The 21285-nt window shown below is 71.1% G+C and carries 16 protein-coding genes and 4 pseudogenes; 7 read left to right on the forward strand and 13 right to left on the reverse strand.

The genetic code is table 11. The annotated features are described in order from the left end of the window. Positions 1 to 27: 27 nt before the first annotated feature. Together OJ254_RS02500 and pyk are read left to right on the forward strand one after the other, a co-directional pair. A complete protein-coding gene (locus OJ254_RS02500; RefSeq protein WP_265361060.1) occupies positions 28 to 1263 on the forward strand; it encodes an acetate kinase in 1236 nt (411 codons plus the stop codon). 61 nt (positions 1264 to 1324) lie between these two features. After that, the gene (pyk, locus tag OJ254_RS02505) at positions 1325 to 2752 is read left to right on the forward strand and encodes a pyruvate kinase (protein WP_265361061.1); all 1428 of its coding nucleotides are present in this window, start codon (positions 1325 to 1327) and stop codon (positions 2750 to 2752) included. Between the two features lie 99 nt (positions 2753 to 2851). Here the strand turns inward: pyk and OJ254_RS02510 are convergent, their stop codons facing one another. The 4 genes from OJ254_RS02510 to OJ254_RS02525 form a co-directional block, all read right to left on the reverse strand. Beyond that, positions 2852 to 4072 carry a hypothetical protein gene (locus OJ254_RS02510; RefSeq protein ID WP_265361062.1) on the reverse strand — a complete coding sequence of 407 codons (1221 nt, stop codon included), beginning with the start codon at positions 4070 to 4072 and terminating at the stop codon, positions 2852 to 2854. 88 nt (positions 4073 to 4160) lie between these two features. Beyond that, positions 4161 to 4712 carry a DUF6114 domain-containing protein gene (locus tag OJ254_RS02515; RefSeq protein ID WP_261955639.1) on the reverse strand — a complete coding sequence of 184 codons (552 nt, stop codon included), beginning with the start codon at positions 4710 to 4712 and terminating at the stop codon, positions 4161 to 4163. A gap of 137 nt (positions 4713 to 4849) precedes the next feature. Beyond that, positions 4850 to 5467 (reverse strand): DUF6230 family protein, encoded by a 618-nt coding sequence (locus OJ254_RS02520; RefSeq protein WP_030415642.1) that lies wholly within the window; start codon positions 5465 to 5467, stop codon positions 4850 to 4852. A gap of 629 nt (positions 5468 to 6096) precedes the next feature. Continuing rightward, the gene (locus tag OJ254_RS02525) at positions 6097 to 7065 is read right to left on the reverse strand and encodes a tetratricopeptide repeat protein (protein WP_261955640.1); all 969 of its coding nucleotides are present in this window, start codon (positions 7063 to 7065) and stop codon (positions 6097 to 6099) included. Between the two features lie 340 nt (positions 7066 to 7405). Between OJ254_RS02525 and OJ254_RS02530 the strand changes: the two genes are divergently transcribed. Beyond that, positions 7406 to 8122, forward strand: coding sequence for a TetR/AcrR family transcriptional regulator (locus tag OJ254_RS02530; protein WP_265361063.1), 717 nt, complete (start codon positions 7406 to 7408; stop codon positions 8120 to 8122). Positions 8123 to 8169: 47 nt separating this feature from the next. On the opposite strand, the gene OJ254_RS02535 is transcribed toward OJ254_RS02530, so the two are convergent. Then, complete coding sequence (locus tag OJ254_RS02535; protein WP_265361064.1) at positions 8170 to 9207, reverse strand: SDR family NAD(P)-dependent oxidoreductase; 1038 nt, start codon at positions 9205 to 9207, stop codon at positions 8170 to 8172. Further along, positions 9204 to 10379, reverse strand: a complete 1176-nt coding sequence (locus tag OJ254_RS02540; RefSeq protein ID WP_265361065.1) for a UDP-N-acetylglucosamine--N-acetylmuramyl-(pentapeptide) pyrophosphoryl-undecaprenol N-acetylglucosamine transferase — start codon at positions 10377 to 10379, stop codon at positions 9204 to 9206. The genes OJ254_RS02535 and OJ254_RS02540 overlap by 4 nt, the downstream gene beginning before the upstream one ends. A 57-nt stretch (positions 10380 to 10436) precedes the next feature. On the opposite strand from OJ254_RS02540, the pseudogene OJ254_RS02545 reads away from it, so the two are divergent. Together OJ254_RS02545 and OJ254_RS02550 are read left to right on the forward strand one after the other, a co-directional pair. Next, positions 10437 to 11141, forward strand: a pseudogene (locus tag OJ254_RS02545) (response regulator transcription factor); the annotation flags it as partial. Between the two features lie 199 nt (positions 11142 to 11340). Then, positions 11341 to 12677 (forward strand): annotated as a pseudogene (locus OJ254_RS02550) (sensor histidine kinase). Positions 12678 to 12683: 6 nt separating this feature from the next. Here the strand turns inward: OJ254_RS02550 and OJ254_RS02555 are convergent. The 3 genes from OJ254_RS02555 to OJ254_RS02565 form a co-directional block, all read right to left on the reverse strand. Next, positions 12684 to 13043 carry a hypothetical protein gene (locus OJ254_RS02555; RefSeq protein ID WP_265361066.1) on the reverse strand — a complete coding sequence of 120 codons (360 nt, stop codon included), beginning with the start codon at positions 13041 to 13043 and terminating at the stop codon, positions 12684 to 12686. Continuing rightward, the gene (locus OJ254_RS02560; protein WP_265361067.1) at positions 13009 to 14232 is read right to left on the reverse strand and encodes a WXG100-like domain-containing protein; all 1224 of its coding nucleotides are present in this window, start codon (positions 14230 to 14232) and stop codon (positions 13009 to 13011) included. The genes OJ254_RS02555 and OJ254_RS02560 overlap by 35 nt, the downstream gene beginning before the upstream one ends. Before the next feature lie 69 nt (positions 14233 to 14301). Further along, a complete protein-coding gene (locus OJ254_RS02565) occupies positions 14302 to 14646 on the reverse strand; it encodes a hypothetical protein (RefSeq protein WP_265361068.1) in 345 nt (114 codons plus the stop codon). Positions 14647 to 14900: 254 nt separating this feature from the next. Here OJ254_RS02565 and OJ254_RS02570 point away from each other — a divergent pair, with 254 nt between their 5' ends. Beyond that, positions 14901 to 15428, forward strand: coding sequence for a hypothetical protein (locus tag OJ254_RS02570; protein ID WP_265361069.1), 528 nt, complete (start codon positions 14901 to 14903; stop codon positions 15426 to 15428). Positions 15429 to 15559: 131 nt separating this feature from the next. Here the strand turns inward: OJ254_RS02570 and icmA are convergent. The 4 genes and pseudogenes from icmA to OJ254_RS02590 form a co-directional block, all read right to left on the reverse strand. Continuing rightward, positions 15560 to 17259: pseudogene (gene icmA / locus OJ254_RS02575) on the reverse strand (coenzyme B12-dependent isobutyryl-CoA mutase large subunit). A gap of 148 nt (positions 17260 to 17407) precedes the next feature. Next, the gene (locus OJ254_RS02580) at positions 17408 to 17740 is read right to left on the reverse strand and encodes a DUF3817 domain-containing protein (protein WP_261955651.1); all 333 of its coding nucleotides are present in this window, start codon (positions 17738 to 17740) and stop codon (positions 17408 to 17410) included. Positions 17741 to 17883: 143 nt separating this feature from the next. Beyond that, a complete protein-coding gene (locus tag OJ254_RS02585) occupies positions 17884 to 18396 on the reverse strand; it encodes a MarR family winged helix-turn-helix transcriptional regulator (RefSeq protein WP_261955652.1) in 513 nt (170 codons plus the stop codon). A 43-nt stretch (positions 18397 to 18439) separates the two neighbouring features. Beyond that, a complete protein-coding gene (locus OJ254_RS02590; RefSeq protein WP_265361070.1) occupies positions 18440 to 19777 on the reverse strand; it encodes an MFS transporter in 1338 nt (445 codons plus the stop codon). Between the two features lie 76 nt (positions 19778 to 19853). On the opposite strand from OJ254_RS02590, the pseudogene OJ254_RS02595 reads away from it, so the two are divergent. Further along, positions 19854 to 20833, forward strand: a pseudogene (locus tag OJ254_RS02595) (ArsR/SmtB family transcription factor). Positions 20834 to 21285 lie beyond the last annotated feature (452 nt).

Consider the following 21285-nt stretch of genomic DNA (forward strand, 5'->3'; position numbering starts at 1 on the left):
TCCCCGCCACCCACCGGAAAGCACCAGATGTCTGCCACTGCCACCCGCGTCCTCGTCCTCAACTCCGGCTCCTCGTCGGTGAAGTACCAGCTGCTCGACATGGCGGCCGGCACCCGGCTCGCCGTCGGGCTCGTCGAGCGGATCGGGGTGGGGGCACCTCCCGCTTGCGGGGGAGAGACGTCTCGTCACATCCACACGCCGCTGGCGGCCGGCGGCGAGAAGCGCGAGACCGAGGGCGCGATAGCCGACCACGAGGCCGCGCTGAAGGCCGTCGCCGCGGAGCTGGCCGCCGACGGGCTCGGCCTGGAATCCCCCGAGCTGGCCGCGATCGGGCACCGGGTGGTGCACGGCGGGCTGAAGTTCACCGCGCCGACCGTGATCGACGACGCGGTCCTGACGGAGATCGAGCGGCTGGTGCCGGTCGCCCCGCTGCACAACCCGGCGAACATCACCGGCATCCGGACCGCCCGCGCACTCCGCCCCGACCTGCCGCAGGTCGCCGTCTTCGACACCGCCTTCCACACCACGATGCCGGAGCACGCGGCCCGTTACGCCATCGACGTGGAGACCGCCGACGCCCACCGGATCCGCCGCTACGGCTTCCACGGCACCTCGCACGCGTACGTCTCCCGCAAGACCGCCGAGCTGCTGGGCAAGGACCCCTCCGAGGTCAACGTCATCGTGCTGCACCTGGGCAACGGCGCCTCCGCCTCGGCGGTGGCCGGCGGCCGCTGCGTGGACACCTCGATGGGCCTGACGCCGCTGGAGGGGCTGGTCATGGGCACCCGGTCCGGCGACATCGACCCGGCGGTGACCTTCCACCTCAAGCGGGTGGCGGGGATGTCGACGGACGAGATCGACGCGCTGCTCAACAAGAAGAGCGGGCTGGTCGGCCTGTGCGGTGACAACGACATGCGGGAGATCCGCCGCCGGATCGACGAGGGCGACGAGCGGGCCCGGCTCGCCTTCGACATCTACATCCACCGGCTGAAGAAGTACATCGGCGCCTACAGCGCGGTGCTCGGCAAGGTCGACGCGGTGGCCTTCACCGCGGGCGTCGGGGAGAACGCCGCCCCGGTGCGCGAGGCCGCCGTGGCGGGCCTTGCGGAGATGGGCCTGGTCGTGGACGCCTCGCTGAACGCCGTACGCTCCGGCGAACCGCGGCTGATCTCGCCGGACCACTCCCGGGTCGCGGTCGCCGTGGTGCCCACCGACGAGGAACTGGAGATCGCCCAGCAGACATACGCCCTGGTCAACGCCTAGACGTTGGTGTTTTCGCCTACCGGAATATTCCGCTCTGAAACAAACCGATAGGATCCAAGCCATGCGCCGTTCCAAAATCGTCTGCACCCTGGGCCCCGCCGTCGACTCCTTCGAGCAGCTGAAGACGCTGATCGAGGCCGGTATGAATGTGGCCCGTTTCAACATGAGCCACGGGACCCACTCGGAGCACGAGGAGCGGTACCACCGACTCCGCAAGGCCCAGGAGGAGACCGGCCGCGCCATCGGCGTGCTGGCCGACCTCCAGGGCCCCAAGATCCGCCTGGAGACCTTCGCCGACGGCCCGGTGGAGCTGGTGCGCGGCGACGAGTTCGTCATCACCACCGAGGACGTCCCCGGCGACAAGACCATCTGCGGCACCACCTACAAGGGCCTGCCCGGTGACGTCTCCAAGGGCGACCCGGTCCTGATCAACGACGGCAACGTCGCCCTCCAGGTCATCGAGGTCGACGGCCCGCAGGTGCGCACCATCGTCATCGAGGGCGGGGTCATCTCCGACCACAAGGGCATCAACCTGCCCGGCGCCGCGGTGAACGTCCCCGCGCTGTCCGAGAAGGACATCGAGGACCTGAAGTTCGCCCTGCGGATGGGCTGCGACATGGTCGCGCTGTCCTTCGTCCGGGACGCCAAGGACGTCCAGGACGTGCACCGCGTCATGGACGAGGTGGGCCGCCGGGTGCCGGTCATCGCCAAGGTGGAGAAGCCGCAGGCGGTGGCCAACATGGAGGAGGTCGTGATGGCCTTCGACGCCGTCATGGTCGCCCGTGGTGACCTGGCGGTGGAGTACCCGCTGGAGAAGGTCCCGATGGTGCAGAAGCGCCTGGTGGAGCTGTGCCGGCGGAACGCCAAGCCGGTGATCGTCGCGACCCAGATGATGGAGTCGATGATCACCAACTCCCGGCCGACCCGCGCCGAGGCGTCCGACGTCGCCAACGCCATCCTCGACGGCGCCGACGCGGTCATGCTCTCCGCGGAGTCCTCGGTCGGCCAGTACCCGATCGAGACCGTCAAGACGATGTCGAAGATCGTCGAGGCGGCCGAGGAGGAGCTGCTCTCCAAGGGCCTGCAGCCGCTGGTGCCCGGCAAGAAGCCGCGCACGCAGGGCGGTGCGGTGGCCCGTGCGGCCTGCGAGATGGCCGACTTCCTCAACGGCAAGGCGCTGGTGGCCTTCACCAAGTCCGGTGACACCGCCCGCCGGCTGTCCCGCTACCGCGCGGCCCAGCCCATCCTGGCCTTCACCACCGACGTCTCCACCCGCAACCAGCTCACGCTGAGCTGGGGCGTGGACAGCTTCGTGGTGGAGCACGTCGACAACACCGACGCCATGGTCGACCTGGTGGACGCCGAGCTGCTCAAGCTCCAGCGCTACAGCGAGGGCGACACCATGATCATCACCGCCGGTTCGCCCCCCGGCGTCCCCGGCACCACCAACATGGTCCGGGTGCATCACCTCGGCGGCGGGCGCGGCTGACGCCCCGTACGACGAAACGGCGGTGGGCCGCCCCCTAGGGGGGCGGCCCACCGCCGTTTCCGCGGCTCCCGGAAAGCTCCGGCCGGGTGGTGTGCCCGGTCAGTCCTCGATGGACACGTTCATGCCCGGGACGGTGAGGTTGCCGCCGAACTGGCCCGCCTGGTCGAGCTTCACCTTGGTGAAGTACGCGTACGGGATGTTGAGCGGCGGCGGGTGCTCCGGATCGAAGACGATCGGGATCAGCCCGAAGAGGTTGGCCTGCAGCCGCTCGGTGTACATGGTCACCTTGCCGCCGCGGATCGTGGACTTGGAGTGCGGGGTCGACCGGACGTGGTAGTGCTTGCCGGACGCCTTGTCGTCCACGATCTGGTGCAGGTCGCCGATGTCCACGCTGTCCGCGGTGAACTTCAGGGCCTGCTTGGTGTGGCCGTTCTGCGTGGTGACGTTGACGACGCCCTCGTAGTCGAGACCGCGCAGGGTCAGACCGCTGGACTCCAGGTGCCAGGGGTCGTCGGGCAGCGTGACGGGCGTCTGCTCGTCCTTGCCCTTCTGCTTGTTCTCGACGACACAGGGGTACGACTTCTTGCCGTCCGCGTCCTTGCCGTCCAGACCGCCGCCGGGCAGGGCGTTGTCGGCCGTGCCCACCGCGCCGTGCACGGTGTCGTTGACCGTCTTCGACCCGTTCTGGAGGGCGTCACCGGCCTTCTTGGCGCCGCCCGTGAGGCCGTCGACGGTGTCCTTGACCGGGTTGGTGGCCTTGTCCGTGGCGGACGCGGTGTCCTTGGCCGCATCGCCGGACGTGGACTCCTGCGACGCCGAGGCCGACGGCGTGGGGCTCGGCGAGGCGGACGCCTTGTCGTCGTCCGACGAGCCGCCGCCGAGGAGACCGCCGAGCGCATCGCCGATCCCGCCCAGCAGCCCCCCGTCGTCCTTCTTCTCCTCGGAGGCCGACGGCGACGGGGTCGCGGAGCCCGAGGGCTCGTCGGTCTTCGAGGCGGAGCCGGACGGCGTGGCCTCGGGTGTCTGGTCCGCTTGCTTGCCGGCCGAGGGCGACGGCGAGGCAGAGGGATCCGCGGAGGGCTTGGCGGACGACGTGCTGTCGTCCTTCGCCTGTCCGCCGTCCTTCTGGTCCTTCGCGCCGTCCTTGGCCTTCTTGCCGTCCTGTCCGTCCACCTTGTCCGGAGCAGTGACGCACGGCCCGTCCTTGAAGGGGCTCTTGGGCGGCGCCGGCTTGGCGATCGCCATCTGGGGCGTCAGCCCCATGCCCATGAGGACGGCGGACGGCATGGCGGCGATCGCGATCGCCTTGCCCGCGGGCACGTGGAGCCGAGTCAGCAGCGGCTTTTTCGGTGCCGCGTGCCTCGGCCCGGTTCTCGCCCCGGCGGCTGCGTTCTCCTCATGCAGCTCGTCACCCGGCACGGTGCCTCCCGTTCGTTCCATTGATCGGGCTCGTTCCTGACAGGTCGTCCAGTCCGTTGCCCGACCCACGGGCGGGGTCCGTCGCGACCACCGGCCCGGCGACGTTGCGGACCGGTTCCTCCGCGTCGTCCCCGCTCTTCTCCGGCCCGCCCGGCGCCCAGGCGACTCCCAGAGCACCGCCGATCAGCCCCAGCAGGAAGCCGATCAGGAAGGCACCGAAGTTCGAGACGACCAGCGAGACCAGGGCCAGCAGGATCGCCGCCACACCGGCGAAGACCCGCGAGGCCGGCTGGAACCACATGGTCAGACCGAGCACGACCAGCAGTACGCCGATGATCAGCGAGCCGGCGCCGGCGGTGGTGGCCATGCGGACGGTCAGGGACCCGATCGTGAGATTCGCGTAAGGGATGTACATGATCGGGAGGCCGGCCAGCAGAGTCAGCATGCCGCCCCAGAACGGGCGGTGTCCGCGCCATTCCCGGAACGAAATCCGCTTCCGGCCGACGGACTCGATCAGCCGTGGTCGCGTTTCGGCGCTCATGTCGTACAGCTCCTCGGGACTGGCAAATCGGTGGTTCTGAGCTGAGTTGTCTACCAAGCGCTACCCGGCGTACGGGCACGGGGAACGGCGTGGGCCGCCGCACTGGCTCAAGGCCCCGCGCCCGTACGCTCAGTGCGTCAGTAGCACTCGTTCTTGCCCTTGGCGACGCTCATCTTCAGGCCGCTGAGCTTGAAGGTGCCGGCCGTCGTGGCCCACGCCGTCTGCTTGACGTGGGTGAGCACGGCCGAGTCGGCCTCCTGGGCGAACGAGCCCGGGTCGGTCTTGTCACCCTTCTGAATGCCGGGGCCCTTGGACGTCGATCCCGCAGCAACACCAATGTTGATGTTGTTGAAGGTCGCGTCCGCGTCCAGCTGGTCCAGGTCGATGTAGAGGTTCTTCGCCTCCACCGGCGTGCTGCCACCACCGGCCGACAGCTTCAGCGACACATCGCCGAAGACCGGGACCGGAACGACCACCGACTGGCACAGGTTCTTGATCTTGGCGTTGGAGAACGCCGAGACCGCCACCGGGACAGCCTTGCCGCCCTTCTGGGCGTCAATGGCTCCGTACTGGACGAAGCCGGTGCCGTCCAGACGGTCCGTCGTGACCTTGAACTGCTGGCCGGACACGCTGAACGACGCCGCAAGGGCACCCTGCGACAGGGCGACACCGATCGCGGCGGTCGCCGCCACGCTCGGCACCATGACGACGGCGAACCGCTTCCATCTGGTCCCGCCACGAGCCAGGGACTCCATGACTTTCCTCCTTCTCGGACGTACATCTCCGGTATCTGCCGCCCGAGTTGGGGCGGCGGTACCTGGGATGGGAGAAGTGCTACGTCCTCGGGAAGGAGAGCGCCTGTCCTCGGAGGCACATCGTGTTTCCGAATACCGGCGATCACCCCCGAGCGACAACCACTGGCCACGCTCTCGCGCAACCTCCTGGACAGGCTCTGCCGAAGGGGCAGAGACCCCCTGTCCACGGCCGGCGCCACTGCCGCCGACCACTCGGTGGGGACCCAAGTGCCCCGTCGCGCCGACCGGATGCCGGGCTGCGGGAATGGACCGAGCGTGGCCGATCGTGGTCCATTCACGGCCCGTGCACAAGGGGCTCGTTACTTGCGGGTAACGGGCTGATAACCACGCGACGACCGACCGACATCACCCCGACACACACGGTCGCCACTCACCGCGAAGAGACATCGCGCAATTGCGGACACAGTGCCGCAAGGGGGTCGCTTCGACTTACTCCAAGTAACAGCGGCCACGTTTACCAAGTTTAGGTAAAACGTGGCCGCTGCTTCGTTTGTTTGGTCAACGTGCGAAGGGCGTACAGGTCAGAAGCGGACGCCTGGTCAGAACCGGACGCCTCGTAGGACAGCGGGTCAGAACAGCACCCGGGCGAGCGCGGTACGCGCCGCCGTCACCCGCGGATCCTCCGCACCGATGACCTCGAACAGCTCCAACAGCCGGAGCCGCGCGGCCTCCCGGTCGTCCCCGGCGGTCCGCCGCACCGTCTCGACCAGCCGGCCGAAGGCGTCCTCGACGTGCCCGCCGACCAGGTCCAGGTCCGCAGCGCGGATCTGCGCCGGCACGTCGGCCGGGTTGTCCGCGGCCTCCTTGCGCACCGCCTGCGGATCCAGGTCCTGCACCCGGTGCAGGAGTTCGGCCTGCGCGAGACCGAGCTTGGCCTCCGGGTTGGCCGGGTCGTCGGAGAGGACGTTCTTGTACGCCTGGATGGCGCCGCCCAGATCACCGGCGTCCAGCGCCTGACTGGCGGCCTCCAGCACCGCGTCGTACGGACCCGGCGCGGGCGCGGCGGGGGCCGTCTCCTCGGCCGCGGCCTGCGGGTCGACCTGGGCGCCGACGATGCCGAACTGCTGCTCGGCGGCCTGCACCAGCTGGTCCAGCACCTGCCGGATCTGCGCCTCCGGGGCCGCGCCCTGGAACAGCGGGATCGGCTGTCCGGCGACCACCGCGAAGACCGCCGGGATGCCCTGCACCCCGAACTGCTGGAACAGCATCTGGTTGGCGTCGACGTCGATCTTCGCCAGGACGAAGGCGCCGGCGTACTCGTTCGCGAGGCGCTCCAGCAGCGGACCCAGCTGCTTGCACGGCTCGCACCACTCGGCCCAGAAGTCGATGACCACCGGGACCTCGGTGGAGCGCTGCAGGACGTCCTGCTGGAACCCGGCCTCGTCGACGTCGTACACCAGGCGGGCCCCGCCGGCCGGCGCCCGGCCCGTACGGGCGGCCTCGGCGCGCGCCTGTTCGGCCTTCTGCTTCGCTTCCCCGGCCGCCTTCACCGCTGCGAGGTCGACGACTCCGCTCATGGACATATTGCGTGGCTGCATGGGTCCATCCTCCCCCCTGGGCGGCCCGTTCCGGAAAGCGATCCGGAAAGCGGTGCGGTCGGTCGACGTGGTCAGCGTTTCCGGCTGCCGGACAGCCGGGGTGGTGCGCGGTACTGCGATCGGCCTCAACGGCCGTACGTGCGGCCTCGGGTCCCCACCCAGGCCGGTGGTTGTCGCTCAAGACGGCTTCTCATCCGGAGGAGGGATGCCAGTCTTACGCTACGGGTCGTAGCGTAACTCGCCGTCGCCCCTGCGCAACAACCGGTTCCGGCCCCGCGCTCCGTGATCTCCCTCACGAGGCGCCCCGCCCCGCCCCGTACTGGCCGGTATGGTCGCCCGCATGCACCACTCCCCCAGTCCGAGGAAGGGCCGCACGGGCCGCCCGCGCAGCGCCGAGACCGACCACGCGATCCTCGGCGCCACCCGTGCCGCACTCGTCGACCTCGGCTGGGGAGGGCTGACCATGAGCGCGGTGGCGACCCGCGCCGGAGTCGCCAAGACGACGCTCTACCGCCGCTGGGCGAACAAGAACGAGCTCGTCGTGGACGCCGTGGCGGTCCTCTTCGACGAGCTCGAACTCCCCGACCGGGGCTGCCTGCGGGCCGACATCGAGGGCGTGGTGCTGCAGTTCGGCGCGCTGCTCGCCCGGCCGGAGACCAAGACGGCCCTGATGGCTGTGGTCGCCGAGTCCACCACCGACGAGGCGCTGCACGAACGGATCCGCTCGGCCATCGTCGAGCGCCAGAAGCGCCTGGTCCTGCTGGGCCGGGCGCGCGCCCAGGAACGCGGCGAACTGCCGGCCGACGCCCCCGGCGAGGACGGCGCGCGGACCGCCGCCCGCACCATGGACCTGATCTTCGACGTGATCGCCGGCGCGATCGTGCACCGCACCCTGGTCAGCGGCGAACCCGTGGACGCCGACTGGGGCCGGGACTTCACCGCCCTCTTCCTCGGCGGGCTGGCCGGCCTGGACGGGCAGACCGGGCCGGACGGGCGGACCGACCCGGACGGGCGGACCGGCCGGCCCGCCGGGGCCGGGGAACACGGCGACTCCTAGGGCAGGCCCCGGTAGCAGAGGAACGCCGGCCGGCAGCGGGACGCGGATCAGACCTGGTAACGGTCGGCCGCGAAGAGGTGCAGATGCTCGGCGACCCATTCCGAGGTCCGCTTCAGCCCCTCCTCCAGGGAGACCTCCGGCTGCCAACCCGCCCATTCCCGCGCCCGGGAGTTGTCCGAAAGCAGCCGCTCCACCTCGCTGCCGGAGGGCCGCAGCCGCGCCGGATCGACCACCACCTCCGCGTCCCGCCCCGAGGCCGCGATCAGCGCCTCGGCGAGCGCGCCGATCGCGATCTCCCGCCCGGTGCCGAGGTTGACCACCTGCCCCAGCGCCCGGTCGCAGTCGGCCAGTGCCAGGAACCCGGCCGCGGTGTCCGTGACGTAGGTGAAGTCCCGGGTCGGGGTGAGCGAGCCGAGCCTGATCTGCCGGGCGCCCGCGTGCAGTTGGGCCAGGATCGTGGGGATCACGGCCCGCGCGGACTGCCGGGGCCCGTAGGTGTTGAACGGCCGGACCACCGTCACCGGCAGCTCGAAGGCGTGCCAGTGCGACAGCGCCATCATGTCCGCGCCGATCTTCGAGGCGGAGTACGGCGACTGCGGCTGCAGCGGGTGGTCCTCGGCGATCGGCGCGGTCCGTGCGGTCCCGTAGACCTCACTGGTGGAGGTGTGCACCAGCCGTCGCACCGCGTGCCGCTGGCAGGCCTCCGCCACGTTCTCCGTGCCCACCACATTGGTCTGCACGTACGCGCCCGGCGAGTCGTAGCTGTACGGGATCCCGATCAGCGCGGCCAGATGGAAGACCGTGTCGCAGCCGGCGACCGCGTCCGCCACCCGGCCCGCGTCCCGCACGTCGCCCGCGACCATCTCCACCGGCCCGCCCGGCGTCAGATAGCGCGCCAGATTGCCCTTTTCCGCGTACGGCTTGTAGTGGACCAGGGCGCGTACCTCGGCGCCGGCCTCGACGAGCAGGTCGACGAGGGCAGAACCGATGAAGCCCTCGGCCCCGGTGACCAGGACCCGCCGCCCGGCCCACTGCCGTCCAGTACTGCTGCTGTTGCTGTTGCTGCTGCTGTTGTTGCTGCTCATGCTGACTCCTTCAGGGAGGGGTTGACGTCCGGGGGCGTGGTCAGGTGGTGGCGGGCGGCCAGCGCCAGGGTCTTGGCGGCCAGCAGGTCCGCGGCGTACGCATGGGTGCCGGGGTCGGCGGCCGCGCCCATCGCGGCCAGCCGGTCGGGGTCCGTGAGCAGCGGGGTGACCAGCGCGTCCAGCCGCTCCGCCGTGGTCTCCCCGTCGGACAGCAGCACCGCGGCCCCGGCGTCGGAGAGCACCCGCGCGTTGTGCGTCTGGTGGTCGCCGGGCGCGTGCGGATACGGCACCAGCACCGCCGGCATCCCGATCGTGGCCAGCTCGGCGACGGTCGCCGAACCGGCCCGGCACACCACGAGGTCCGCCGCGGCGTACGCCAGGTCCATCCGGTCCAGATAGGGCACGGCCTCGGCGACCGCCGCCCCGCCGTTCGCCGCCAGCAGGGCCCGGGTCTCCTCCAGGGCGGCGGGGCCGGTCTTGATCAGCAGCCGCAGATCGGTACGCGTCCGGTACCGGGCGGCGAGTCCCACCGCCGCCTCGGTCAGCCGGGCCGCGCCCAGGCTGCCGCCGTTGACCAGCAGCAGACGGGCCCCGTCCGGGACGCCCAGCGCCCGCCGGGCGGCCGGCCGCAGCCCCGTACGGTCCAGCCCGGCCAGCGGGCCCACCAGCGGCATCCCGACCGTCTCGGCCCGCTCCCCGCCCGCCAGATGCGGCCGGCTGCGGTCGAAGGCGAGGGCGAGGTGCGGGGTCAGGCGGGCCGCGAACCGGTTCGCCCGGCCGGGCACCGCGTTGGATTCGTGGACCAGGCTGGGCAGCCCCGCCAGCCGCGCCCCGACGATCACAGGTGCGCTCGGATAGCCGCCCATACCGACCGCGACCTGGGCTTTCTGCTCTTTGAGGATCGCCCGGCACTGGGCGCCCGACTTCAGGAGCGCGGCCGGCAGCAGATAGCGTCGGGCGCCGAGCGAGCGGTCGAAGGGGATCATGTCGACGGTGTGCAGCCGGTACCCGGCCTGCGGTATCAGCCGTGTCTCCAGGCCGCGTTCGGTCCCGACGAACGAGATCACGGCATCGGGCACGGCCCTGCGGAGCGCGTCGGCGAGGGCGAGGCCGGGGTAGATGTGACCGCCGGTGCCACCCGCACCGATCACGACAGAGAGTGGTGTGCGCATGGCCGCCACGCTCGCCATGTGCCCTAAGAAGCTTCTAAGAGAGGTGTTTGGCAGCCTATGTCCATGCCGTCGTCCCCACCCGGGCCCGCCCCGGCCCCCAAGATCCTCGTCGTCGACGACGAACCGGAGGTGCGTGCCGCCGTGGAGGACGGCCTGTCCGTGGAGGGCTACGCGGTCCGCGGTGCCGCCGACGGGCTGGCCGCGCTCTCGGAGGTCGCCGCCTGGCAGCCGGACGCCATCGTCCTGGACGTGATGATGCCGGTGCTGGACGGGCTCGCGGTCTGCCGCCGGCTGCGCGCGCTGGACGACCGCACGCCCATCCTCGTGCTGACCGCGCTGGACTCGGTCAGCGAACGGGTCGACGGACTGGACGCCGGCGCCGACGACTACCTGGTCAAGCCCTTCGCCCTGGACGAACTGCTGGCCCGGCTACGGGCCCTGCTCCGCCGGGCCGCCGCGCCCGCCGTCGAGGACACCCGGCTCTCCTTCGAGGACCTGGTCGTCGACCCGGTGACCCGCACCGGCCACCGCGCCGGCCGCCCGCTGGAGTTCAGCCGTACCGAATGGGCGCTGCTGGAGCTGCTCCTGCTGCACCCGGGCCAGGTGCTGCCCCGCGAGATGATCCTGGAGCGCGTCTGGGGCCGCGACTTCGGCCCGGACTCCAACTCCCTCGCGGTGTACGTCGGTTACCTCCGCCGCAAACTGGAGGCCGGCGGCGAGCCCCGCCTGGTCCACACCGTGCACGGCATCGGCTACCGCCTGGGCCTCCGGAGAGCCGATGAGCGGGGAGCAGGGCGCGCGGGCGAACGGCGCGGGGACGCACGGGACAGGGGTGGACCGGACAGGGACGCACGGGCCGGGGACGAACGGGCCGGGGGATGCGGGCGGCGGCCAGGGGGCGGGCACTCCGGACGCGGCCCCATGGCGACGCCACCACCACCCCCTCCGCACCCGCCTGGCCCTGGCCGCGTCCGCCGCGGTCGCTCTGGTGGCGGTCGGTGTCTGCGCCGCCGCCTTCCTGATCATCCACTACCAGATGACCCGCCAGCTTGACCTCGGCCTCGCCCAGACGGCCACCCAGAAGATCCACGAGACCCGCGACTGGGGCCCGACCGTGAGCGACGCCTCCTGCCGCTACCAGGCCGTGCCCTGCTTCCAGATCGTCCCCGCCGACCCGGCGAAGGACCCGCGCGGCGGCTACCCCGTCCTGCCGGTCTCCGACGCCACCCGCAAGGTCGCCACCGGCCGGCAGGCGCCGTACTACCGCGACCTCACGGTCGACGGACAGCCCGTCCGGATGTACACCGTGCCGCACGGCCGGCACGAGGCGCTCCAGGTGGCGCTCCGCTCGGACACCGTCCAACGCGGGGTACAGCACGCCGCCTGGGCGCTGTCCGCGGTCGGCGGCGCCGGCATCCTGCTCGCCGCCGCGCTCGGCTACGCGGTCTCCCGGGCCGGCCTGGCGCCGGTCGCCCGCCTCACCGCCACCGCGGAACGCATCGCCGCCACCCGCGACCCCCGCCACCGCATCGCGCTGCCGGCCGGCCCGACCGACCGCGAGGACGAACTCACCCGCCTCGCCGCCACCTTCAACACCATGCTCGCCGCCCTGGAGCAGTCCGTCACCGCACAGCGCCGCCTGGTCGCCGACGCCTCCCACGAACTACGGACGCCGCTGACCGCGCTCCGTACCAACGCCGAACTGCTCGCCCGCGCCGACCGCCTGACCGACGCCCAGCGCGACCGCGCCTCGGCGGCCCTGGGCCGGCAGCTGCGCGAGGTCACCACCCTCGTCAACGACCTGATCGAACTCGCCCGGGACGAGGAGCCCCAGCCCCTGGTCGAACGGGTCCGCCCGGCCGCCCTCCTGGAACACGCGGTGGCCACCGCCCGCGAACACTGGCCGGAGACCACCTTCACCCTCCGCCTCGCCCCCGAGGCGGCCCCGGTCACCGTCCCCGGCGTCCCCTCCCGCCTGACCCGGCTGCTCTCCAACCTCCTCGACAACGCCGCCAAGTTCTCCCCGCCGGGCGGACCGGTGGAGGCCGAACTCGACTACGCCGATGGTGAGTTGAACCTGACGGTCCGCGACCACGGTCCGGGCATCGCCCCGAGGACCTCCCGCACGTCTTCGACCGCTTCTACCGCGCCCACGCCGCCCGCGCCCTCCCCGGCTCGGGCCTGGGCCTCGCCATGGCCCGCCAGATCGCCCACGCCCACGCGGCCGACCTCACGGCGGAACGGGCACCGGGCGGCGGCGCACTGTTCCGGCTGCGGATGCCGGTGCCACCGCTCTGAGGAGGGTCACCGAGGCCGGTACGTGGCGCCGACCCCGTCGGCCTCCGCCTCCTCGGCCTTGTCCTCGATCCGCGCCCGCACCGCCTGCCGGTCCTCCGGCGACATCGACCGCCAGCTCTCCCGCATCCCGGCGAGCCCGTCGGTCAGCGCCCGGTACCCGGACGGGTCGTCCAGTACGTCCTTGAGCTCCAGCCGGCCACCGAGCACCTTGCGCGCGAGGTCCTGGGCCTCGGCCGGAGCGGCCGCGTTGTCCCGCACCGCCCGCAAGGACCTGGTGAGGTGCTCGTTCTGCTCCTCCGCGAGGTCCCGGTCCTCCACGGGGTACTCCCGCTCACCGGGGTGGGCGAATCCGTTTCCGCTGCTCATGGTGGTGGTTCCTTTCACCCGAAGGCGTTACGCGCCTGCGCGGCCTCGGCGCGGCCGCTCTCGGTGGTGGGGGCGGGGGGAGGAGTGGGAGCCGCGGTACGGGCCGACGCGGCGGCGGCACCGTCGGAGGAGGCGGTGGACTCACCGGTTCCCGCGGAGGCGGTGCTGGAGCCCCCTTCTCCGGAGGAGGCGGTCGAGCTGCCGGACCCGGACGACCCGGACCCCTCGCCGGACGAGGAGCCGGAACCGCCCTCGGACGCCCCACCCTCGGAAGAGGTTTCCCCTCGGCCGCCGGCTCCTTGTCCTTGTAGCGGACGCCGTGGAGTTCCCGGACGCCCTTGGCCGTCTCCTCGCGTCCGTCCCAGATCTGCTTGCCGCCCTCGGCGAAGTCGCCCTGCGCGACTTTCCCGACGCCCTGCCCCATGTGGTACAGGCCGGTACCGGCCTGGCTGAGGTCCTTGACCTTGTCGCCGGCGAGACCCAGCCCCTTGCCGTCGAGGTTCACCAGCGGCTTCAGCCCCGCCTTACCGGCCTCCGCCCAGTCGAACCCGTCCTGCGCCCCGAAGTGCGCCTTGATGCCCTGGGTCGCGATGTTCCCGCCGAGGCCCTTGGCCGCGTCCTTGGCGAAGTCCATGGCGAGCTCCTTGAGCATCTCGCCGACCTTCTTCTCCACCTTCTGGGCGAGGGCGTCCTTCACGGCCTGGACGATCTTCTGCTTCGCCTCGGTGATGATCCGGCGGACGAGGACCCGGGTCGTCACCGTGGCCGCGGCCGCCCCGGCCTCGGAAGCCCCCAGGGTGACCGGAGCCGCCGCCTGTGCGGCGACGAACTCGACCGCCAGCGCGATGAGTTGGACGATCACCGCGATTTTCATCACCAGGACGATCGTGGCGACCACCTGCAACACGATGGCGAGGGCGTCCGCCGCGTCGGCGGCCTCTTCCAGGAAGCCGCCGTCACCGCCGTACTTCTTCCAGGTCTTGTCGAACGCCTCGACCGCCTCACCGGAGTTGGCGCCGTGCACGGCGTTGGAGGCGGTGACACCCTGCGACTGGTACTGGCGGGCGGCGGCGGCGAAGTTGCTCCAGCCCTCCGCGGCGTCCCGCATCTTGTCCTCGTCGACATTGGGCCATTGGAAGCCCAGCAGATCGAGGATCCAGTCGAGTTCGGTAGGCAGCGTAACGGCCACGTGAGGTGTCCCCCGGAAAACGGTCTTGTTGATGCGGACGAGCGGGAAAGAGGCGTAACCGAAAGGGCGTCAGCCGGCGAAGTGCGGTCGCTGGGCCGCGTATGCGGCCATGTGGTCGTGCTGGTCCTGCTCGGTGGAGTCGTAGTGCGCGCCCATCGCTTCCAGCTTTTCGCCGATCTTGGTGATCTCCTCACCGAGGTGCGGCATGGAGTCGCAGAGCCCCTCGGCCACCGGCGCGTAGAAATTGTTGAACATGTCGAGGAAGTCGTCCTTCCCCCACGCCTCCGCGGGATCGCCCCCGCACGCGGCTTTCAGCTTCTTGGCGGCCTCACCGAATCCGGAGCCAATTTCCCGGAAGACGCCACCCTGCGTCTTCAGAACTCCCGGATCGACGTCATAACCGGCACCCGCCACGACTCCCCCTCGAAATGGCATTGACTTGAGAGCGTAAAGAAGACGTCAACCGTAACGTACGGTAGCCGAGGCCCACGGCCAGCTTAAGTGGGGGAAAGGTGAAGATCTTTTTTACGTTCGGTGTAACTTCCGCCCCTCACCGGAGAGTTACCGCAACTGGCTCGACCGCGTCGGCGAGCACGAAAGGAAATATCCACTATGCCCCAATTTCAGGTGCCACCCCCGTAAAACGCTTTCTGGGCCGATGCGCGACCGTGCTCGTGATGATCGGAGCATTGCTTTTCGGCGCCTGGACCGCCTGGTCGGGATTGGCTTCTGCGGGCGTCAGGGGCACGCCCGGACATTTGACCGTCGCGCACTGCACTTCCGTTTACCACCACTCCCGCAAAGGCCATTCCTACACCGATTACACCTGCACCGGAACCTTCCGTGCGGACACCGGAAAAGCGAATGACCCCCGAGCCGAAATGAGCGGCCTGGGGAAATCCCTGCCGGCGGGCGTGGAACTCCCGGCCAGCGGCATCGGTGACCACGACACCGAGCTGGTCAACACGACTCAGGCCCTGCAAAGTTTCGTGGGAGCGTTCGCCTGCCTTCTCCCCGCGGCCTTCGCCCTGTTCTGGCTGCTCACCGACCTCGGCCGGAGCGGGCGCGGCCTGAGGGAGACCTGGCGCGAGACCAAGGGCACCGCAACCCGTGCGATCACGCTCGGCGTCGTGGCGCTGTCCGCCGTCGGCATGCTCGTCGTCAGCCCGCTCCTCGCCTTCCTGCTTCCGCGCTGAACCACTCCCCCGCCCGCGCCCGCCCTCCGTCGGTCCGGTGCTCGGGCTCGTACTGACGCGTTGAGCCGGCCGACGGTGGCGTCGGCCGGCTCAACGGGACGGGAAAACCGCCTGGCGGCGGGGAGACCCGCTCAGAAGCCCGCCGGCTCCGTGTAGATGCCCCACTCGTCGCGCAGGGCGCCACAGATCTCGCCCAGGGTGGCCTCGGCGCGTACCGCGTCGAGCATCGGCTCGATCATGTTGCTGCCGTCCCGCGCGGCGGCCAGCAGCGCCTTGAGCGAGGCGGACACCCGGGCGTCGTCGCGGGCGGCCTTGCGGGCGGCGAGGACGCGGACCTGTTCGCGTTCGACCTCGTGGCTGACCCGGAGGATCTCCAGGTCACCGGTGACCGAACCCTCGTGGCAATTGACGCCCACGACCCTCTTGTCGCCCTTTTCCAGCGCCTGCTGGTAACGGAACGCGGATTCGGCGATTTCGCCGGTGAACCAGCCGTCCTCGATACCGCGCAGAATTCCGGAGGTCATCGGGCCGATGGGGTGCTGCCCGTCGGGATGCGCCCGCCGGCCCCGTTCCTTGATCTGGTCGAAGATCTTCTCCGCGTCCGCCTCGATGCGGTCCGTCAGCTGCTCGATGAACCACGAACCGCCCAGCGGATCCGCCACATTGGCGACCCCGGTCTCCTCCATCAGCACCTGCTGCGTCCGCAGCGCGATCTCCGCGGCCTGCTCACTCGGCAGCGCGAGGGTTTCGTCCAGGGCGTTGGTGTGGAGGGAGTTGGTGCCGCCCAGCACCGCCGCCAGGGCCTCGACCGCGGTCCGTACGACGTTGTTGTACGGCTGCTGAGCGGTCAGCGAAACACCGGCCGTCTGGGTGTGGAAGCGGAGCCACTGCGCCTTTTCGCTCGTCGCGCCGTACACCTCGCGCATCCAGCGGGCCCAGATCCGGCGTGCCGCGCGGAATTTGGCGATTTCCTCGAAGAAATCGACATGGGCGTCGAAGAAGAACGAAAGCCCCGGCGCGAAGGTGTTGACGTCCAGGCCGCGGCTGAGCCCCAGTTCGACGTACCCGAAGCCGTCCGCGAGGGTGTACGCCAGCTCCTGCGCGGCCGTCGCCCCGGCCTCACGGATGTGGTAGCCGGACACCGAGAGCGGCTTGTACGCGGGAATGCCGTGCGCGCAGTGCTCCATCAGGTCGCCGATGAGGCGCAGATGCGGCTCCGGCTGGAAGAGCCACTCCTTCTGGGCGATGTACTCCTTGAAGATGTCGGTCTGGAGGGTCCCGTTGAGCACCCCCGGATCCACCCCCTGCCGCTCGGCGGCGACGAGGTACATGCAGAAGACCGGCACGGCCGGGCCGCTGATCGTCATCGACGTCGTGACGTCGCCGAGCGGGATGTCCTTGAAGAGGACCTCCATGTCGGCGGCGGAGTCGATGGCCACGCCGCAGTGGCCGACCTCGCCCAGCGAGCGCGGATCGTCGGAGTCCCGGCCCATGAGCGTCGGCATGTCGAAGGCGACCGAGAGCCCGCCCCCGCCGTTGCCCAGGATCATCTTGTAGCGCTCGTTCGTCTGCTCGGCGTTGCCGAAGCCCGCGAACTGGCGGATGGTCCAGGTGCGGCCGCGGTAGCCGGTCGGGTACAGACCCCGGGTGAAGGGGTACTCGCCCGGCCATCCGATCCGCTCGAAGCCCTCGACGGAGTCCCCGGGCCGGGGCCCGTACACCGGCTCGACGGATCGCCCGAGAGCGTGGTGAAGTCCGCGTCCCGCTTGCGGGCAGCGTCATACCGGGCCTGCCAGCGACGGCGGCCTTCCTCGATCGCGTCAGCGTCCATACGATCGAATTTACTAGGACGTCCTAGTAATTGTCGACGGGAGCGCCCCGTGGGTCGCGGTTGTCACACCCCGTAGCGGGCCGGGGAAGAGGCGGGAACGCGAAAACGCGCCCGTACCGGTGCGGGACGGGCGCGTGACGGAGCGGGGTCAGACCTTGACCGGCTCCGGGGCGCTCTCGGCGAGCAGCGGCTCGACCTCGCGCACCACCTGGCGCTCGACGAAGAACGCCGCGGTCGGGATCGTGCCGGCGACCAGCACCCACAGCAGCTTGCCGAACGGCCACTTGGCCTTGGAGCCCAGGTCGAAGGCGAAGATCAGGTAGATGATGTAGAGCACGCCGTGGACCTGGGAGACGACCAGGGTGAGGTCCTTGCCCATCCCGAAGCCGTACTTGGCGATCATGCAGGCGCAGAGCGCCAGCAACATCACGGCGGTGACGTAGGCCATCACCCGATAGCGGGTCAGCACGCTGGATTTCATGGATACGAGCGTAACCGCCCAGAAAATCCCCGCGGACGCGGGGAGCACGCAACCGCCCGTTACCAGGTGAGGACCCTTCGCGGACCACCCCCGCGGACGCGGGGCACAAGCGCGCTGACCCGCAGCGACCGTACTCCCCGGCCTCAGTCCGCGTCCTTGAAATCCCCCGCCGTCACCCGCAGCGGCCGCAGCATCGCGAAGATCTCCGCGCACTCCTCGTCGTCGTACGCGCCGAGTCCGAAATCCATGGCCATCAGGTCCCGGGTCGCGGCGTCGCAGACCTCGCGGCCCTTGTCCGTGATGGAGGCGAGGGTGCCCCGCCCGTCGTTCGGGTTGGGCCGCTTGGCGACCAGGCCGGACTTCACCAGCCGGTCGACGGTGTTCGTCACCGAGGTCGGATGCACCATGAGCCGCTCGCCGATCTTGGACATCGGCAGTTCACCGGCCTTGGAGAAGGTCAGCAGCACCAGCGCCTCGTAGCGGGCGAAGGTCAGTCCGTACGGCTTGACCACCGCGTCCACCTCGGACAGCAGGATCTGATGGGCGCGCATGATCGACGTGATCGCGCCCATCGACGGCACGGCTCCCCACCTCTGGCGCCACAGTTCGTCGGCGCGCGCGATGGGGTCGAAAGCAAGGCTGAGCGGCTTCGGCACGTCTCCGACCCTACCCGGCGGTCATATTGTGGTCAGCCTTGTCTCAGTTTTCGGTCTCATGCAGCGGTCCGGGCCGGCGGTCCCGCCCGGCGGTCCGCCGTACCTCGCGGATCACGGCGAGGACGCAGAGCACGCCGAGGGCCCCCGCCGCCGGCATCACCGCCCGCAGTGGCGCGTACTCCGCCGCGAGACCGGCCGCACCCATCGCCAGGCCCATCGCCGTCATCCGCCCCGCCTGCACCACCGTCATCCCCTGCCCCAGCAACTCCTCGGGGACCGCGGCGACGAACCACCGGTCCACCCCGAAGTTGTACGAGATGCCGGTACCCGTCAGGACGAGGAGCAGCACCGCCCAGCCCAGCGAGGGCTGCGCGGCGAAACCGAGGGACGGCAGGACGGCGAAGACACCCATGGGAAAGGTGAGCCGGGACCGGGCCCGCGGCCCCAGGAGCGAGCCGACCAGGCTCTCCGCCACCACGGCGCCGATCGGCATGCTGCACATCAGCAGCCCCGCACCGCCCGGCCCGGCGCCGAGCAGGTCGGCGTAGGGGACGAGCAGCGCCTCGGGGACGACCACGAAGGCCGGCGGCAGCCAGGTCAGGAGCAGCAGCGCGCGCACCCTGCGGTTCGCCAGCAGCCGCCGTACGCCGCCCAGCGACGCGCCCAGCAGGGCTCCGCGCCCGGCCGCCGCGCCGCCGCCGTCCCGGGCCGGGCGGGCCCGGGTGCCGAGGCGCAGCAGCAGCGCCGACCCGAGGAAGGTGACGGCCGTGAGGGCGAGCACCGCCCCGGGCGTCACCACGGCCACCAGCAGCCCTCCGACACCGAAGCCCACCAGTTGGGCGCTCTGGTTCACGATGCGGATCACCGACCGGCCCAGGACGAACAGATCGCCCTCGCCGAGGATGTCGCCGAGCGTGGCGGCACGCGTGCCGGCGAAGACCGGCGCGACGGCGGCGATCAGGCAGCGCAGGACGAGCAGCACGGCGACCGGCGTGCCGGGCAGGACCATCCCGGCCGCCGCCAGCGCGCACAGCAGATCGCAGACCACCAGCACCCGGCGGGCCGGGTACCGGTCGGCGACGGCGGACAGCAGCGTCCCGCCGAGGACGTACGGCAGCAGCCCGAGCGCGAAGGTCAGGGCGCTCAGCAGCGGGGAGTCGGTGCGCCGGAAGACCAGCACGGACAGCGCGATCTCGCAGACGACCACGCCGAGGGAGGACAGCAGGTGCGCGGCGAAGACCGCACGGAATTCCGGGACGGCGAAGACGGCACGGTAACGGGCCGGGCGGCCGGCAGCGGCAGGGCCGCCACCGTCCTCGGGCCCCTCCTCGGGGCGTGCGGGAGTACGGCCCGGCGGAACGGGCCCGGTGGTCGCGGACATGGCGGCAGACTGCCGCGCGCCGCCCCCGTCCCGTAATCTTTCGGCCCCAGCCGAATCCCCGGGGGGTACCGCGGTCATGCCGCTGCATCTGCACTTCGGCGCCGACGACCTGCTGCGCATCCGGTTCGCCATCTCGCCGCTGTGCGAGACGCACGAGGCGGTACGGACCCTGCGCCGCACCGACCGGCACGGCTACCACGCGCCGTGGTTACGGCGGATGCGCACGGCGCTGGCCGGGCTGGACCTGACACCGCTGTGGCTGTTCATGCCGGCCTCGCCACCGGGCTACACCCCGGACTTCCTGGGACGGCCCCCGGACACCCCGACGACCGGGTTCGCCGAGGAACTGGCGCGGCTGCGGGCCACCGACCCGGAGCTGGCACGGGCCGAGATGGCCAAGTCGCTGGCCTGCACGCCCGGCGGGGCCGAGTCCCCGCGCGGCCGGGCGGCACTGGCGGATCCGGCCCGCGCCGTGCAGGAGCTGGCCGACGTCACCGAACGGGCCTGGCACGCGCTGCTCGCCCCGGACTGGCCCGGCTGCGGGCCCTGCTGGAGGCCGAGATCGCCTACCGCTCACGCCAGTTGGCGGACGGCGGACTGCGGCGGCTGTTCGCCGATCTGCATCCCCGGCTGACGTGGTCGGGCGACACCCTCACGGTCCGGACCCGCACCGACTTCCTGCAGACCCAGGACCTGGACGGCCGCGGGGTGCTGCTGCTGCCCAGCGTCTTCGCCTGGCCGGACGTGGTGAGCGGCTTCGATCCGCCGTGGCAGCCGACCGTCATCTACCCGGCCCGCGGGATCGGCGGCCTGTGGTCCGAGCCGGACGCCGGGCCCGCACTGGCCCGGCTGCTGGGGCCGAAGCGGGCGGCCGTCCTGGCCGCGCTCGACGCGCCGTCCACCACGACTGCACTGTCCCACCGCCTCGGCCTCGCCCCGTCCTCCGTCTCGGCCCACCTCTCCGTCCTCCGCGCCGCGGGCCTCCTGACCTCCCACCGCCACGGCCACGAAGTGCTCTACGAGCAGACGGCACTGGGCCTGGCGTTGCTTGGTTGACGCCCACGTACCCGTCTGTCCCGCCGCGGTTGTTGCTCGCCGTTGCGCTTTGCGGCGCCCCGCACGTACCCGTCTCTCCCGCCGCGGGTCTTGCTCGCCGTTGCGCCTGGCGGCGGGCGTGGTGTTTCGGGTGCGGTGCCGGCCCTCCAGACTTCGTCCTCCGGTCCAGCCCCTCCCGTGAGTGGGGAGTTTCTCAGCTGGTTGGGGGCGGGCGTCGTCCGTTGCCTGCGCGCGGGTGGGCATTACGTGCACCCCCACCGTCCTTCACTTTCCCCTCACGGGAGGGGACGGGCCGGAGGGGCCGGTTGTGTGGACGTAAAGCGTCAGCAGTCCACACAACCGGCCCCGCAGGCCCGTCACCGCACCCAACAACCACCCAGCCCGCCGCAGGCGCAACGGCGAACAACAACCGCGGCGGGACAGCGAGGTACGTGGGCGGCGCCGCAAAGCGC

This window comes from Streptomyces endophytica (genome assembly GCF_026153355.1).
Classification (GTDB): domain Bacteria; phylum Actinomycetota; class Actinomycetes; order Streptomycetales; family Streptomycetaceae; genus Streptomyces; species Streptomyces endophytica.